General features: G+C 69.3%; 13 protein-coding genes and 1 pseudogene. 12 read left to right on the top strand and 2 right to left on the bottom strand.

Features of this window, described 5'->3' with window-relative positions; genetic code table 11:
• The first annotated feature begins 50 nt into the window (after nucleotides 1-50).
• From ACFOMP_RS00070 to ACFOMP_RS00015, 12 genes are all read left to right on the top strand, one after another.
• Nucleotides 51-1,235, top strand: coding sequence for a replication initiation protein (locus tag ACFOMP_RS00070; protein WP_289896459.1), 1,185 nt, complete (start codon nucleotides 51-53; stop codon nucleotides 1,233-1,235).
• Nucleotides 1,236-1,589: 354 nt separating this feature from the next.
• On the top strand, nucleotides 1,590-2,582 hold the full coding sequence (araD1, locus tag ACFOMP_RS00065) for an AraD1 family protein (RefSeq protein ID WP_289896460.1): 993 nt from the start codon (nucleotides 1,590-1,592) through the stop codon (nucleotides 2,580-2,582).
• Nucleotides 2,582-4,330, top strand: coding sequence for an L-arabinonate dehydratase (araD, locus tag ACFOMP_RS00060; protein WP_379027304.1), 1,749 nt, complete (start codon nucleotides 2,582-2,584; stop codon nucleotides 4,328-4,330). The genes araD1 and araD overlap by 1 nt, the downstream gene beginning before the upstream one ends.
• Nucleotides 4,330-5,241, top strand: a complete 912-nt coding sequence (locus ACFOMP_RS00055) for a Gfo/Idh/MocA family protein (RefSeq protein WP_379027302.1) — start codon at nucleotides 4,330-4,332, stop codon at nucleotides 5,239-5,241. The genes araD and ACFOMP_RS00055 overlap by 1 nt, the downstream gene beginning before the upstream one ends.
• Nucleotides 5,242-5,251: 10 nt before the next feature.
• Nucleotides 5,252-6,757 carry an aldehyde dehydrogenase (NADP(+)) gene (locus ACFOMP_RS00050; RefSeq protein ID WP_379027300.1) on the top strand — a complete coding sequence of 502 codons (1,506 nt, stop codon included), beginning with the start codon at nucleotides 5,252-5,254 and terminating at the stop codon, nucleotides 6,755-6,757.
• A gap of 43 nt (nucleotides 6,758-6,800) precedes the next feature.
• Nucleotides 6,801-7,763: a galactofuranose ABC transporter, galactofuranose-binding protein YtfQ gene (ytfQ, locus tag ACFOMP_RS00045; RefSeq protein ID WP_379027298.1), complete on the top strand. Its 963-nt coding sequence runs from the start codon at nucleotides 6,801-6,803 to the stop codon at nucleotides 7,761-7,763.
• A 56-nt stretch (nucleotides 7,764-7,819) separates the two neighbouring features.
• Entirely contained in the window at nucleotides 7,820-9,331 is a 1,512-nt protein-coding gene (locus ACFOMP_RS00040; protein ID WP_379027297.1) for a sugar ABC transporter ATP-binding protein, read from the top strand.
• Nucleotides 9,328-10,347, top strand: a complete 1,020-nt coding sequence (locus ACFOMP_RS00035; RefSeq protein ID WP_379027295.1) for an ABC transporter permease — start codon at nucleotides 9,328-9,330, stop codon at nucleotides 10,345-10,347. Before ACFOMP_RS00040 ends, ACFOMP_RS00035 begins: the two co-directional genes overlap by 4 nt.
• Nucleotides 10,344-11,315: a galactofuranose ABC transporter, permease protein YjfF gene (gene yjfF, locus ACFOMP_RS00030; RefSeq protein WP_379027293.1), complete on the top strand. Its 972-nt coding sequence runs from the start codon at nucleotides 10,344-10,346 to the stop codon at nucleotides 11,313-11,315. Before ACFOMP_RS00035 ends, yjfF begins: the two co-directional genes overlap by 4 nt.
• 270 nt (nucleotides 11,316-11,585) lie before the next feature.
• Nucleotides 11,586-12,326 (top strand): energy-coupling factor ABC transporter ATP-binding protein, encoded by a 741-nt coding sequence (locus ACFOMP_RS00025; RefSeq protein ID WP_379027291.1) that lies wholly within the window; start codon nucleotides 11,586-11,588, stop codon nucleotides 12,324-12,326.
• Nucleotides 12,301-12,903 (top strand): CbiQ family ECF transporter T component, encoded by a 603-nt coding sequence (locus ACFOMP_RS00020; protein WP_379027289.1) that lies wholly within the window; start codon nucleotides 12,301-12,303, stop codon nucleotides 12,901-12,903. The genes ACFOMP_RS00025 and ACFOMP_RS00020 overlap by 26 nt, the downstream gene beginning before the upstream one ends.
• Nucleotides 12,904-12,927: 24 nt before the next feature.
• A complete protein-coding gene (locus tag ACFOMP_RS00015) occupies nucleotides 12,928-13,488 on the top strand; it encodes a biotin transporter BioY (protein ID WP_289896469.1) in 561 nt (186 codons plus the stop codon).
• Between the two features lie 69 nt (nucleotides 13,489-13,557).
• Here ACFOMP_RS00015 and aqpZ read toward each other — a convergent pair whose 3' ends face one another.
• Together aqpZ and ACFOMP_RS00005 are read right to left on the bottom strand one after the other, a co-directional pair.
• On the bottom strand, nucleotides 13,558-14,244 hold the full coding sequence (aqpZ, locus tag ACFOMP_RS00010; RefSeq protein ID WP_289896470.1) for an aquaporin Z: 687 nt from the start codon (nucleotides 14,242-14,244) through the stop codon (nucleotides 13,558-13,560).
• A 194-nt stretch (nucleotides 14,245-14,438) separates the two neighbouring features.
• Nucleotides 14,439-14,689, bottom strand: a pseudogene (locus ACFOMP_RS00005) (transposase); the annotation flags it as partial.
• Between the last annotated feature and the right edge of the window lie 114 nt (nucleotides 14,690-14,803).

Genomic DNA, 14,803 nt, shown 5'->3' with positions numbered 1-14,803 from the left:
GAAGGTACCTTATCCGTCATAATCCGGGTAACGATAAAAAGGGCAGGGCGATGGACGATATTCCTCGCGACCAGCTTTCGGGCGCGCTGCGCCGGGGGGCGGTCAAGAAACATGTGGCGGCGATCCATGTCTCGGGCAAGCTGACGCTGCTGCAGCGCAAGCTGTCGAACGTGCTGCTGCTCAATGCCTATGACACGCTGACCAGCCGCACCCGCCACCAGATCGACGCGCGGACGCTGTGCCTGATGATCGGCTATAACAGCAACGACATGGATACGCTGAAGCAGTCGCTGCGCGGCCTGGCCGAGACGGTGGCGGAATGGGACATGCTGGACGAGAAGGGCCAGCAGGAATGGGGCGTGTCGAGCCTGCTGAGCTATGCCAAGCTGAAGGGCGGGATCTGCGAATACGCCTATTCCCCGGCGCTGGCGGAAAAGCTGAACGATCCGAAGGTCTTCGCGCTGATCAACCTGAACATCCAGCGCCGCTTCACCAGCGGCCACGCGCTGGCGCTTTACGAGAACTGCTATCGCTTCGTCAGGACCGGATCGACCGGCTGGTGGCCGCTGGACCTGTTCCGGCGGCTGATGGGGGTGGATGGCAGCGCCTATTACGAGACCTTCAAGCATCTGAACGCCAAGGTCATCAAGCCGGCGGTGGACGAGGTGAACCGCACCAGCAACATCCTGCTGACCCCCGAGACCAAGAAGCAGGGCAGGGTGGTGACCGATATCCGCTTCCGCATCAAGGAGAACCCGCAGCTGGCGATCCTGGACATGGACGACGGCGAGGGGATGCGGCATGGCGCGGTCTATGCCCGGCTGCGCGGCCTGGGGGTCAGCGACCGGCTGGCGCGGCAATGGCTTTCGGCGCATGGCGAGGAGCAGGTGCTGGAGAAGCTCGACTATGTCGAGACCCGCAAGAATGTCAAAAGCAAACTGGGCTATCTGACCGCGGCGCTGGAGGGCAATTTCGGCCCGGTGCCCGAGCGGGCAGGGGAGGGGGGTGGCCCGAACCCGCGGGCCGAGCGGCTGCGCCGCATCCTCGAGGCGGTCAAGGCCCGCACGCCCACCCAGCGCGACGCCGACAAGCGGCTGTTCCTGGCGCAGCTTTCCGATGCGCGGATGCGCGATGATTTCGAGAAGCACGGCTGGATGTCGCCGCTGAACAGCACCCGCATCGCCGCCTTCTGGGAGGAGATGTCGCCGGGGCTGCTGGAGGGGTTGGAGGAATAGCCTGTCGCTGTCCTGTCCGGCGGGCGGGGTGATCGGGCGCCGGCGGTGGAAGCCCGTACCGGCCGGCTTGCGCGTCATGCTGCAAGCGCGGCATTTTCCATACCGATTTCGGTATGAAGAATGGTGTCAATGTAATTTTATCATCATGTCCTTGGCTTGCTATCGTCCCGGCATGGCCCATGCCGGCGGGCGCGGGCAACGGGCGGCCAGGCGCCGCCGGGCGGAGGAAGACATGACATTCGCAGCCGCTGCATCGACGACCGTTTTTCCCTGTCCCGCCGGTCCCCGGTCCGTCGGCCGGGCCGGGCGGCGGCGACCGCCGCACCATCCACGCCAAGAATCGAAGGGTGTTCCATGTTCCTGTCGCAACTGAGACTGACCGATGGCCGCCGCGCCGTGGCGCTGCGCGACGGCGGCGGCGCCCATCTGGTGCCGGGGGTGGACAGCAGCCGCGACCTGGCGCTGGCCGCCATCGCCGCCGGCCATGGCCTGGCCGAGGAGGCGCGGCGGCGCGGGCAGGGCGCCGCGGTCGATCTGGCCCAGGCCTTGGCCGAGGGGCGGATGCTGCTGCCGGTCGATCACCCGGACCCCGCGCATCTGCACCTGACCGGGACCGGCCTGACGCATCTGGGCTCGGCGGCGACGCGGGACGCGATGCATGGCGACCCGGATGCGGACGAGCTGACCGACAGCATGAAGATGTTCCGCATGGGGCTGGAGGGCGGCAAGCCGCGCCGCGGCGAGATCGGCGTGCAGCCGGAATGGTTCTACAAGGGCAACGGCCATGCCGCGGTGGCGCCGGGGGCGGCGCTGGCCTCGCCCGGTTTCGCGCTGGATGCCGGCGAGGAGCCCGAGATCGCCGGCCTCTATGTCATCGGCCCGGACGGGCGGCCGTTCCGCATGGGCTTCGCGCTGGGCAACGAGTTCTCGGACCATGTGACCGAGCGGGGCAACTATCTGTGGCTGGCGCATTCCAAGCTGCGCCCGGCCAGCTTCGGTCCCGAGATGCTGCTGGGCGCGCTGCCCCAGCATGTCGAGGGCAGAAGCCGCATCCGGCGCGACGGCGCGGTGATCTGGGAAAAGCCCTTCCTGTCGGGCGAGGCGAACATGAGCCACAGCATCACCAATCTGGAATACCACCATTTCAAATACGGGCTGTTCCGGCAGCCGGGCGACGTGCATGTGCATTTCTTCGGCACGGCGACGCTGTCCTTTGCCGACGGCTTCCAGGCCCGGCCCGGCGACTGTTTCGAGATCGAGGCGGCGGCGCTGGGCCTGCCGCTGCGCAACCCGCTGGAGGGCGCTGCCGGCGCCGGTTCCGCAACCGCCATGGTCGAGGTGCTGTGATGGGCAAGCGTTTCACCCCCGCCCCCTGGCCGCGCCGGCTGCGCTCGCAGGAATGGTATGGCGGCACCTCGCGCGATGCGATCTATCATCGCGGCTGGATGAAGAACCAGGGCTGGCCGCATGACCTGTTCGACGGCCGCCCGGTGATCGGCATCCTGAACACCTGGTCGGACCTGACGCCCTGCAACGGCCATCTGCGCGAGCTGGCGGAAAAGGTGAAGGCCGGGATCTGGGAGGCCGGCGGCTTCCCGGTCGAGGTGCCGGTGTTCTCGGCGTCCGAGAACACCTTCCGCCCGACCGCGATGATGTTTCGCAACCTCGCGGCGCTGGCGATCGAGGAGACGATCCGCGGCCAGCCGATGGACGGCGCGGTGCTGCTGGTCGGCTGCGACAAGACCACGCCCAGCCTGCTGATGGCGGCGGCCTCGACCGACATTCCCTCGATCATCGTCACCGGCGGCCCGATGCTGAACGGCTATTTCCGCGGCGAGCGGGTGGGGTCCGGCACGCATCTGTGGAAGTTCAGCGAGGCGGTGAAGGCCGGCGAGATGACGCAGGAGGAGTTCCTGGAGGCCGAGGCGAGCATGTCCCGCTCATCCGGGACCTGCAACACCATGGGCACCGCCAGCACCATGGCGAGCATGGCCGAGGCGCTGGGGATGGCGCTGTCCGGCAATGCGGCGATCCCGGCGGTGGACAGTCGCCGCCGCGTCATCGCGCAGCTGTCCGGCCGGCGCATCGTGCAGATGGTCAAGGACGACCTGAAGCCCAGCGACATCCTGACCAAGCTGGCCTTCGAGAACGCGATCCGCACCAACGGCGCCATCGGCGGCTCGACCAACGCCGTGGTGCATCTGCTGGCGCTGGCCGGCCGGGTCGGGGTGGATCTGACGCTGGACGACTGGGACCGCTGCGGCAGGGACGTCAAGACCATCGTGAACCTGATGCCCTCGGGGCAATACCTGATGGAGGAGTTCTTCTATGCCGGCGGGTTGCCCGTGGTCATCAAGCGGCTGGGCGAGGCCGGGCAGTTGCACAAGGACGCGCTGACCGTCAGCGGCGCCACGATCTGGGACGAGGTCAAGGACGTGGTGAACTGGAACGAGGACGTGATCCTGCCCGCCGACCGGCCGCTGACCGATCAGGGCGGCATCGCGGTCCTGCGCGGCAACCTGGCGCCCAAGGGGGCGGTGCTGAAGCCCTCGGCCGCCAGCCCGCATCTGCTGGTGCATCGCGGCCGCGCCGTGGTTTTCGAGGACATCGACGATTACAAGCGCAAGATCGAGGACGAGGCGCTGGATATCGACGAGACCTGCGTCATGGTGCTGAAGAATTGCGGCCCCAAGGGCTATCCCGGCATGGCCGAGGTCGGCAACATGGGCCTGCCGCCCAAGGTGCTGAAGAAGGGCATCACCGACATGGTGCGGATTTCCGACGCGCGCATGTCGGGCACCGCCTACGGCACCGTGGTGCTGCACACCTCGCCCGAGGCGGCGGCGGGCGGGCCGCTGGCGGTGGTGCGCGACGGCGACATGATCGAGCTGGACGTGCCGAACCGTCGGCTGCATCTGGAAATTTCCGACGCGGAACTGGCGGCGCGGCTGGCGGCGTGGCAGCCGCTGCCCGACCGGCCGGCGAGCGGTTACGCCTGGCTGCATCAGGCGCATGTCATGGGCGCGGATACCGGCGCGGATCTGGATTTCCTGCGCGGCTGCCGCGGCAACCCGGTCGGAAAGGACAGCCACTGATGAAACTCGCGCTCGTCGGCATCGGCAAGATCGCGCTGGACCAGCACGTTCCGGCGCTGGCCTCGAGCCCGGACTGGGAACTGGCCGCGACGGTCAGCCGCCATGGCAAGGTCGAGGGCATCGAGGCTTTCCCGCGCATCGAGGACATGCTGGCGGCCCGCCCCGACATCGGTGCGGTCAGCCTGTGCCTGCCGCCGGTGCCGCGTTTCGAGGCGGCGCAGGCGGTGCTGCGCGCCGGGCGTCACCTGATGCTGGAAAAGCCGCCCGGCGCGACCTTGGCCGAGGTGCATATCCTGCGCGACCTGGCGCAGGCGCAGGGGGTGACGCTTTATGCCACCTGGCATTCGCGCATGGCCCATGCCGTTGCCGCCGCCAAGGCATGGCTGGCGGACCGCGTGATCCACGAGGGTCGGATCACCTGGCGCGAGGACGTGCGCAAATGGCATCCCGGCCAGGACTGGATCTTTCAGGCCGGCGGCATGGGCGTCTTCGACCCCGGCATCAACGCGCTGTCGATCCTGACCGAGATCCTGCCGATGCCGGTGCATCTGCGCGCCGCCGAACTGGATTTCCCGGAAAACCGCCAGGCCCCCATCGCCGCGCGGCTGGCGCTGTCGGGCAATATCACCGCCGATTTCGACTTCCGCCAGCAGGGCCCGCAGACCTGGGACATGGAGTTCCAGACCGATGCCGGCCATCTCGTCCTGCGGCTGGGCGGCAATGTGCTGGAGATCGACGGCACCGAGGCCGGCGGGCAGGCCAGCATCATGGGCGAATATCTGGCGCTTTACGCGCGCATGGCGCGGCTGGTGCGCGAGGGCGCATCCGAGGTGGACCTGTCGCCCATGGTGCTGGTGGCGGATGCCTTCACCCTTGGCAGCCGCAACACCGTGAACGCATTCGACTTCTGAAGGAAAACCGATGGGCTGGACACCGCAAGGCAAGCATCTGATCGCAGGCGAATGGGTCGTGGGCGAGGCGCGTTTCCGTTCCGCCCCGGCGCATGGCCCGGCGCATGGTTTCGCCGGCGGCAGCGCCGATCTGGTGGATCGCGCCTGCGCGGCGGCCGAGGAGGCGTTCTGCACCTATGGCTGGACCGGGCGCGAGGAGCGCGCGGCTTTCCTTGACGCCATCGCCGGTGAAATCGAGGCGCGGGCCGAGGCGATCACCGCCATCGGCACGCAGGAAACCGGCCTGCCCGAGGCCCGGCTGCAAGGCGAGCGCGGCCGCACCGTGGGCCAGTTGCGGCTGTTCGCGGATCATATCCGCAAGGGCGATTACCTCGACCGCCGCCACGACAAGGCGCTGCCCGACCGCCAGCCGCCGCGTCCCGACCTGCGGCTGATCCAGCGCCCGATCGGGCCGGTGGCGGTCTTCGGCGCCTCGAACTTCCCGCTGGCGTTTTCGACGGCGGGGGGCGACACTGCCTCGGCCCTGGCGGCGGGCTGCCCGGTGGTGGTCAAGGGCCATCCCGCCCATCCCGGCACCGGCGAGATCGTCGCCGAGGCCATCCATGCCGCCATCCGCGCCACCGGCATGCCCGCCGGCAGTTTCGGCTTCATCCACGGCGACCGGCATGAGGTCGGCGCGGCGCTGGTGCAGCACCCGCTGATCCGCGCCGTGGGCTTCACCGGCAGCCTGCACGGCGGCCGGGCGCTTTACGACCTGTGCGCGGCGCGGCCCGAGCCGATCCCCTTCTTCGGCGAACTCGGCAGCATCAACCCCTGTTTCGTGCTGCCCGGGGCCTTCGCGGCGCGGGGCGCGCAGCTCGCCCGCGACTGGACCGCCAGCCTGACCATGGGCGCGGGCCAGTTCTGCACCAATCCGGGCCTGCTGGTGCTGCGCGCCGAGGATGCCGACACCTTCACCGCCGCCGCCGTCGAGGCGCTGGCGGACGCCCCGGAACAGGTCATGCTGACCGAGGGCATCGCCGCCGCCTATCGCGCAGGCGCCGCCCGTATCGGAGCCCATGCCGCGGCGGTGCTTGAACAGGACAGCCGGGGCCGCAACGCGCGGCCCGGCATCTACCGGACCAGCGCGCGGGACTTCCTGCACAGCCACGACCTGGGGGAAGAGGTCTTCGGCCCGCTCGGCCTCGTCGTCACCACCACCTCGGACGACGAGATACTGGGCCTTGCCCGCGCGCTGGACGGCCAGCTGACCGCCAGCTTGCAGATGGAGGCCGGCGACACCGCGCTGGCCCGGCGGCTGATGCCGGTCCTGGAACGCAAGGCCGGCCGGGTGCTGGCCAATGGCTGGCCCACCGGGGTCGAGGTCGCCGACGCCATGGTGCATGGCGGGCCTTACCCGGCCTCGACGAATTTCGGCGCCACCAGCGTCGGCACTCTGGCGATCCGCCGCTTCCTGCGGCCGGTCTGCTTCCAGAACCTGCCCGACGCGCTGCTGCCGGAGGATTTGCGGGGCTGAGAGGAGCGGCCCCGACCACAACGGTCATAACAGGGAGGAAACCATGACCAGATTCCTGATGAGCACCGCCGCCGCTGCCGCGCTGGCGATCTCGGCCACGGCCGCGCTGGCCGAGGGCGAAACCGTCGGCTTTTCCCAGATCGGCTCGGAATCCGGCTGGCGCGCGGCCGAGACCACGCTGACCAAGACCCAGGCCGAGGAGCGCGGCCTGAAGCTGCAATTCTCGGACGCGCAGCAGAAGCAGGAAAACCAGATCGCCGCGATCCGCTCCTTCATCGCGCAGGGCGTGGACGCGATCCTGCTGGCGCCGGTCGTCGCCACCGGCTGGGACGCCGTGCTGCAGGAGGCCAAGGAGGCCGAGATCCCGGTCGTGCTGCTGGACCGGCAGGTGGACAGTTCGGACGATCTGTACCTGACCGCCGTGGGTTCCAACCTGGTGCATGAGGGCGAGGTTGCCGGAAAATGGCTGGTCGATAGCGTCGGCGACAAGGAATGCCGCGTGGTCGAGCTGCAGGGCACCACCGGATCGAGCCCGGCCATCGACCGCAAGAAGGGCTTCGAGAACGCGCTGGCCGGCCATGACAATCTGAAGATCGTGCGCAGCCAGACCGGCGATTTCACCCGTGCCCAGGGCAAGGAGGTGATGGAGAGCTTCCTGCAGGCCGAGAACGGCGGCAAGGACATCTGCGCGCTTTACGCCCATAACGACGACATGGCGGTCGGCGCGATCCAGGCCATCAAGGAGGCCGGGCTGAAGCCGGGCACCGACATCCTGGTCGTCTCGATCGACGGCGTACCGGACCTGTTCCAGGCCATGGCCAATGGCGAGGCGAACGCCACCGTCGAGCTCACGCCGAACATGGCCGGCCCGGCCTTCGACGCGCTCGCCGCCTATTGGAAGGACGGCACCCAGCCGGCGAAGTTCCTGCAGACCGAGTCGAAGCTCTACACCCAGGCCGACGATCCCGCCGGCGAATACGAGCGGCGCAAGGGCCTGGGCTACTGACAGCCAGCGGCCGGGCCGCCGTCGCGCGGCCCGGCAACCGGCAGAAGGGGGGCACGATGCTGCTGACCATCCGGTCTTTGACCAAGACATTCCCGGGAACGCAGGCGCTCGACGCGGTGGATTTCGACCTGGCCGCCGGCGAGGTCCACGCGCTTTTGGGCGAGAACGGCGCCGGCAAGTCCACGCTGATCAAATGCCTGACCGGCGCCTATCGCCGCGACGGCGGCACCATCACCCTGGACGGCGCGACCATCGACCCGCAATCCACGGTCGAGGCGCAGGAGCAGGGCATCGGCACCGTCTATCAGGAGGTGAACCTGCTGCCCAACCTGACCGTGGCGCAGAACCTGATGTTCGGCCGCGAGCCGCGCCGCTGGGGGCTGATCGACAGCCGCGCCCTGCGGGCCGAGGCGCGCGAGACGCTGCGGCCCTATGGCCTTGACATCGACGTGGATCGCGATCTGGGCAGCTATTCCGTCGCCATCCAGCAGATCGTCGCCATCGCCCGCGCCGTGGCGCTGTCGGGCAAGGTGCTGATCCTGGACGAGCCGACCGCCAGCCTGGACGCGGCCGAGGTGCGCATGGTCTTCGACGTGGTGCGGGGGCTGCGCGAGCGCGGTCTGGGCATCGTCTTCGTGTCGCATTTCCTTGACCAGGTGTTCGACCTGACCGACCGGGTGACCGTGCTGCGGAACGGCCGCAAGATCGTCACCGAGCGCACGGCGGAGCTGGACCGGGTGAAGCTGATCGAGCACATGCTGGGCCGCGCGCTGGAGCATGAGGTGGCCGGGCAGGCGGCCCGGACCGCCGCCGTCCGCCCGCCTTTGCTGGAATTCCGCGGCTTCGGCCGGCGCGGCGTGGTCGAGCCCTTCGACCTGACCGTGGGGCAGGGCGAGGTGGTGGGGCTGGCGGGCCTGCTGGGCTCGGGCCGGACCGAAAGCGCCGAGCTGATGTTCGGCGTGCGTCCCGCGCAATCGGGCGAGGCCAGCGACGGACAGTCCCGGCTGGACCTGTCCAGCCCGCGCGCCGCCATCGCCGAAGGCTTCGGCTTCGTCCCCGAGGAGCGCAAGACCGACGGCATCGTCGCCGAACTGTCGATCCGCGAGAACATCATCCTGGGCCTGCAGGCCCGGCGCGGCTGGGCGCGCAGGATCCCACGCGCCGAGCAAAACCGCATCGCCGACGACTATATCAAGCGGCTCGACATCCGCACCTCGGGCCGGGAAAAGCCCATCGGCGAGCTGTCCGGCGGCAACCAGCAAAAGGCCATCCTTGCCCGCTGGCTGGCGATGAACCCGCGCTTCCTGATCCTGGACGAGCCGACGCGCGGCATCGACGTCGGCGCCCATGCCGAGATCCTGCGCCTGATCCGCGAGCTGACCCAGGCCGGCATGTCGATCCTGCTGGTCTCGAGCGAGATCGACGAGCTGGTCGCCAGCGCCGACCGGGTGATCGTGCTGCGCGACCGCCGCCATGTCGCGGAGCTGGACGGGCCGCGCGTGACCGGGGCGGAGATCATGCGCGCCATCGCCGGCGGTGCCGGCCGTGACGGGGAGGTGGCGGCATGACCCTGCTGAAACGCATCGCGCCGCAACTGGTCGCGCTGGCGCTGCTGGTGGCGCTGGTGACGGTGTTCTATCCGGGTTTCCTGAAGATCGGCGTCAGCGGCGACCGGCTGGTCGGGCCGATGGTCGACGTCTTGAAGCGCGGCGCGCCGGTGGCGCTGCTGGCGGTGGGCATGACGCTGGTCATCGCCACGCGCGGCATCGACCTGTCGGTCGGCACCACCATGGCGATCTGCGGCGCGGTCGCCGCATGGGCCGTGGCCGGCGGCTGGGGGCTGGTGCCCGCGCTGCTGCTGGCGCTGGCCGCCGGTGCGCTCGCGGGGCTGTGGAACGGGCTCTTGGTCGCCGTGGTCGGCATCCAGCCCTTTGTCGCTACGCTGATCCTGATGACCATGGGGCGCGGCATCGCCCAGCTGATCACCGAGGGCCGCATCCTGACCTTCACCGACGCCGGCTTCGCCTTCTTCGGCTCGGGCAGCCTGCTGGGCCTGCCGGTGCCGGCCTGGCTGTGGTTGGCCTGCGGCCTGGGCATGGCGGCGCTGATGCGGCGCAGCGCGCTTGGCCTGCTGGTCGAATCCATCGGCATCAACCGCCGCGCCAGCGCCCTGGCCGGGGTGAACGCCACGGTGCTGCTGATCGCGGTCTATGTCGTCTCGGGGCTTTGCGCGGCGCTGGCCGGGATCGTCGTCACCGCCGACATCCGCGGCGCCGACGCCAACAATGCCGGGCTGTGGCTGGAGCTGGACGCCATCCTTGCCGTGGTGATCGGCGGCAATTCCCTGCTGGGCGGGCGGTTTTCCATCATCGCCTCGCTTCTGGGCGCGCTCATCATCCAGACCATCGACACCGGCATCCTGCTGGCCGGGTTCCCGTCCGAATACAACCTGGTCATCAAGGCCGGGCTGGTGCTGGTGATCCTGGTGCTGCAATCGCCGCGCATCGCCGGGGAATGGCGGCTGTGGCGCGACAGCCACCGCGCCAGCCGCGAGGCCGCGCTGCACCGAGGAGCCGCGAAATGAACACCCGCGCCCTGCCGCTTTACGCGACCGTCGTGATCTTCCTGCTGGCCTATCTGCTGTGCTGGCTGCAATTCCCGAACATCCTGTCCACGCGGGTGATGGGCAATCTGCTGACCGACAACGCCTATCTGGGCATCGTCGCGGTCGGCATGACGCTGGTGATCCTGTCGGGCGGCATCGACCTGTCGGTGGGCAGCGTCATCGCCTTTTCCGGCGTCTTCATCGCCGTGATCCTGCGCGAGACGTCGCTGCACCCGCTGGTGGTCTTTGCCCTGCTGCTGGCGCTGACCACCGCCTTCGGCGCGGCCATGGGCTTCCTGATCGACCGGCTGGCGATGCCCGCCTTCATCGTCACGCTGGCCGGCATGTTCCTGGCGCGCGGCGCGGCCTATATGCTGTCGATCGACTCGGTGCCGATCGCGCATCCGTTCTACAAGACCCTGCAATCGGCCTATTGGCTGATGCCCGGCAAGGGCCGGCTGACGCTGATCGGCGTCGTCATGCTGCTGACCGTGCTGGCGGGCATGGTCGTCGCCCACAAGACCCGCTTCGGCGCCTCGGTCTATGCGCTGGGCGGCGGCGAGGCGACGGCGCGGCTGATGGGCGTCCGGCAAGGCCGCACCACGATGCTGGTCTATGCCTTTTCCGGGCTGATGGCGGGGCTCTCGGGGATCGTGTTCTCGATCTATACCGGCTCGGGCTATTCGCTGGCGACGGTGGGGACGGAACTGACCGCCATCGCGGCGGTGGTGATCGGCGGCACGCTGCTGACCGGCGGCGCGGGCTATATGTTCGGCACGCTGGTCGGCGTGCTGACCATGGGGCTGATCCAGACCTATATCGTCTTCGACGGCACGCTGTCGAGCTGGTGGACCAAGATCGTCATCGGCGTGCTGCTGCTGGTGTTCATCCTGCTGCAGAAGGGCCTGCTGAAGCTGTCGCAATCCCGGCTTGCCGCCGGGGCCTGAGGGCGCATGTGCCGGGGACCGGTTTCCCGGCCCCGGCTGGAGCTTGACCGCCGGGTTCGGAGCCTTCCGGTGGCGACCCGGGTGCAAGTGCGGCCCGGCGCCCGCCCAGCACCCCGGCCGGCCGCGCTGCCCAGGGCCGCGATTGCAGATCCGTCGGACCTGCTTGTCTCTTTGCGTCGAGCCGTTGTTTTCCGGCCCATGGCCCTTGCGCGGCGGGCCGGTTGCGGACATCAAGCGGGCCAGACCAACCGGAAGCCGAAACCGCCCGCCATGCAAGCGACCGCCGACCTGCGCCATGCCGTCCAGCTGGAGGATCTCGGCTACGAGGTGGCGGGGCGGGTCATCCTGTCCGGGCTGACGCTGCGCAGCTCGGCGCGGCGCATCGGCGTGGTGGGGCGCAACGGCTCGGGCAAGAGCACGCTGGCGCGGCTGCTGGCCGGGCTGCTGGCGCCGAGCCGCGGCACGCTGCGGGTCGAGGGGATCGACGTCCAGGCCGACCGCAAGGCGGCGCTGGCCACCGTCGGCATCCTGTTCCAGAATCCCGAGCACCAGATCATCTTCCCCCGCGTGCAGGAGGAGATCGCCTTCGGCCTGCGCCAGCAGGGCCGGTCGAAATCCGAGGCGGCGGCCGAGGCGCTGCGTGTTCTGGCGCTGTTCGACAAGGCGGGCTGGAAGGACGCGCCGATCCAGTCGCTGTCGCAGGGCCAGAAGCATCTGGTCTGCATGATGGCGGTGCTGGCGATGCGGCCGCAACTGCTGATCCTGGACGAGCCCTTCGCCGGTCTCGACATTCCGACCAAGATGCAGCTTGGCCGGCATCTTGACCGCTGCGCCATCCGGCTGCTGCATATTTCGCATGATCCCGGCGATCTGCGCGGCTATGATGAGGTGCACTGGCTGGACCGCGGGCGGCTTGTCGCCTCGGGGGCGGCCGATCTGGTGCTGCCGCGCTTTACCGCGGAAATGATCCGTCAGGGTGGTCTGGATGATCTCTCTCAGCTCTCCGATTAGGACGCGCGCGCATGGCTGGCCGGCGGCGGCCAAGTTGGCGGCGCTGTGCTTGGCCTCGACGGCGCTGTTCGCGGTCGAGGCGCTGTGGTTCCAATGTGCCGCGCTGGGCCTGGCGCTGGCGCTTTACGCGCTGCCGGGGCCGGTCTTCCTGCGCGCGGGGCTGGCGGCGCTGCGCATCGTGCTGCCCTTCGTGGGGTTGGTGCTGGTCTGGCACGCGCTGTCGGGCAGCCCGGCCGAGGGCGTGTTTCTGGCGCTGCGCATGGCGACGGCGGTGGCGCTGGCCAATCTGGTGACCATGACCACCTCGCTCGAGGATCTGACGGATGTGGTGCGCGCGCTGGGCCGGCCGCTGCAACGGCTGGGGCTGCCCATGCACCTGCTGGAGACGGCGATCCCGCTGGTCATCCGCTTCACGCCGGTGCTGATCCAGAAGGCGGGCGCGCTGGTCGAGGCTTGGCGGGCGCGCTCGGCCCGACGGCCGGGGCCGCAACTGGTGCTGCCGCTGGCGCTGCTGGCGCTGGACGATGCCGATCATGTCGCCGAGGCGCTGCGGGCGCGCGGCGGCCCGCTGCGATAGAGCTTCGATAGAAAGGTTCGGGGAATGGAAAGAAACCTTGCCCATGTGGCGATGTTCGCGGCGCTGATCGCGGCGCTGGGGCTGGTGCCGGCGATCACGCTGGGCTTCGGCGTGCCGATCTCGGCCCAGACGCTGGGGGTGATGCTGGCGGGCGCGGTGCTGGGCTGGAAGCGCGGCGTCGCGGCCTGCCTGCTGTTCATCCTGCTGGTGGCGCTGGGTCTGCCCTTGCTGGCCGGCGGGCGCGGCGGGCTGGGCGTGTTCATGGCGCCGACCACCGGCTTCCTGCTGGGCTGGATCCCGGCTGCCGCCGTCACCGGCCTGTTCGTCGAGAAATCCGGCATCCGCCACCCGGGCCTTGCCGCCGGCCTGGGCGCGGTGCTGGGCGGCGTGCTGGTGCTTTACGTCTTCGGCATCGCCGGCATGGCGCTCGCGCTGAAGAAATCGCTGGCCGAGGCGACGCTGCTGTCGGCGGCCTTCATCCCCGGCGACCTGCTGAAGGCGGTGGTGACCGGCCTGCTCGTGCAGGTGCTGGCGCAGGTCCGGCCGCAAAGCATCGCCTGGCAGCGCCGCGACGGCGCCTCCTGACGCGGATTTCGGCGGGGCATCCGGGCGGCCGGAATCATGCCGCCCGGGGCCGGTGCGGGGAAGCCCGGCTCAGTCCGTCTCGCCCACCGCCTTCCAGACCAGCGCCCCCAGCACCGCGCCGAGCAGCGGCGCCAGCCAGAACAGCCAGAGCTGCCCCAGCGCCCAGCCATCGGCGAACAGCGCCTGGCTGGTCGAGCGCGCCGGGTTGACCGAGGTATTGGTCACCGGGATCGAGATCAGGTGGATCAGCGTCAGGGTCAGGCCGATGGCCAGCGGCGCGAAGCCGACCGGCGCCCGGCCATGCGTGGTGCCCAGGATCACGAACAGGAAGATCGCGGTCAGGATGATCTCGATCACCAGGGCCGAGGTCAGGGAATAGCCGCCGGGCGAATGCTCGCCGTAACCGTTGGCCGCGAAGCCGCCCGGCGCGAAGCCGGCTTTGCCGGAGGCGACCAGGTAGAGCGCCGCGGCGGCCAGGATGGCGCCGACGAGCTGCGCGGCGATATAGGGCAGCAGCCGTGCGGCCGGAAAGCGGCCGGCCACGGTCAGGCCGACCGAGACGGCGGGATTGAAATGCCCGCCCGAGATGCCGCCCACGGCATAGGCCATAGTCACCACCGTCAGGCCGAAGGCCAGCGCCACGCCGGTGAAGCCGATGCCCAGGTCGGGAAAGGCGGCGGCGAGGATGGCGCTGCCGCAGCCTCCGAAGACCAGCCAGAAAGTGCCGACCGTCTCGGCGGCCAGTTGCTTACGCATGATTGGGAACTCCATAATTGAAAACACGGCCGCCGGCATCGCGAGGCGGCGCCGGGACAAGACGAAGTGCAGCGCAAGTCCCGAATTTTGGCAAGAAAATTCCGATGCCCCGGCCAGCCCCCCGGGTGCCGCGGCGGCGCCGGAATTTCCGCGGCGGTCGCGCAGGGCCGGCCCCTGGACCGATTGATCTGTCCTATCCAGATGATCACGGTTGCCACGAGGGCCATGGCGGAGAGGAAGACCTTCGGGGATCTGTCGTGGCGTGTTGCGACCCTGCGCCCGTCCTTCAGGCGGCCGAACATGATCCCGATGCGGTAGCGGCGCCGGTCATATCTGCCGGATTGGCCGCGCGACTTCCTGGCGGGACGCAGGGCTTGATCCCCCGGCTTTGCCGGGCTTCGCGGAACCAATCGGCATCACAGCCGTGATCCGCGAGCAGCCAATTCAGCAACGCGGTTCGCGATACGGCCCATTATGCCAAAGTCTTTGCCGGCACATGGCTCTGTTGCACAAATCGCGTGAGGGATTCATCTCGCGAATCCAGGGTGGTAGCTGGGAT

It is taken from the genome of Paracoccus simplex, from assembly GCF_042648325.1.
Taxonomy (GTDB): Bacteria; Pseudomonadota; Alphaproteobacteria; order Rhodobacterales; family Rhodobacteraceae; genus Paracoccus; species Paracoccus simplex.
The sequence above is the reverse complement of the archived record's forward strand: the minus strand, read 5'-3'. Positions and strand labels throughout refer to the sequence as shown.

Bases quoted from the DNA above. Each gene is read 5' to 3' on its own strand.
- ACFOMP_RS00050 (WP_379027300.1), top strand. From the start codon at position 5,252: ATGGGCTGGACACCGCAAGGCAAGCATCTGATCGCAGGCGAATGGGTC.
- ACFOMP_RS00020 (WP_379027289.1), top strand. From the start codon at position 12,301: ATGATCTCTCTCAGCTCTCCGATTAGGACGCGCGCGCATGGCTGGCCG.
- araD (WP_379027304.1), top strand. From the start codon at position 2,582: ATGGGCAAGCGTTTCACCCCCGCCCCCTGGCCGCGCCGGCTGCGCTCG.
- araD1 (WP_289896460.1), top strand. From the start codon at position 1,590: ATGTTCCTGTCGCAACTGAGACTGACCGATGGCCGCCGCGCCGTGGCG.
- ACFOMP_RS00025 (WP_379027291.1), top strand. From the start codon at position 11,586: ATGCAAGCGACCGCCGACCTGCGCCATGCCGTCCAGCTGGAGGATCTC.
- ACFOMP_RS00035 (WP_379027295.1), top strand. From the start codon at position 9,328: ATGACCCTGCTGAAACGCATCGCGCCGCAACTGGTCGCGCTGGCGCTG.
- aqpZ (WP_289896470.1), bottom strand. From the start codon at position 14,244: ATGCGTAAGCAACTGGCCGCCGAGACGGTCGGCACTTTCTGGCTGGTC.
- ACFOMP_RS00070 (WP_289896459.1), top strand. From the start codon at position 51: ATGGACGATATTCCTCGCGACCAGCTTTCGGGCGCGCTGCGCCGGGGG.
- ACFOMP_RS00040 (WP_379027297.1), top strand. From the start codon at position 7,820: ATGCTGCTGACCATCCGGTCTTTGACCAAGACATTCCCGGGAACGCAG.
- yjfF (WP_379027293.1), top strand. From the start codon at position 10,344: ATGAACACCCGCGCCCTGCCGCTTTACGCGACCGTCGTGATCTTCCTG.
- ACFOMP_RS00015 (WP_289896469.1), top strand. From the start codon at position 12,928: ATGGAAAGAAACCTTGCCCATGTGGCGATGTTCGCGGCGCTGATCGCG.
- ACFOMP_RS00055 (WP_379027302.1), top strand. From the start codon at position 4,330: ATGAAACTCGCGCTCGTCGGCATCGGCAAGATCGCGCTGGACCAGCAC.
- ytfQ (WP_379027298.1), top strand. From the start codon at position 6,801: ATGACCAGATTCCTGATGAGCACCGCCGCCGCTGCCGCGCTGGCGATC.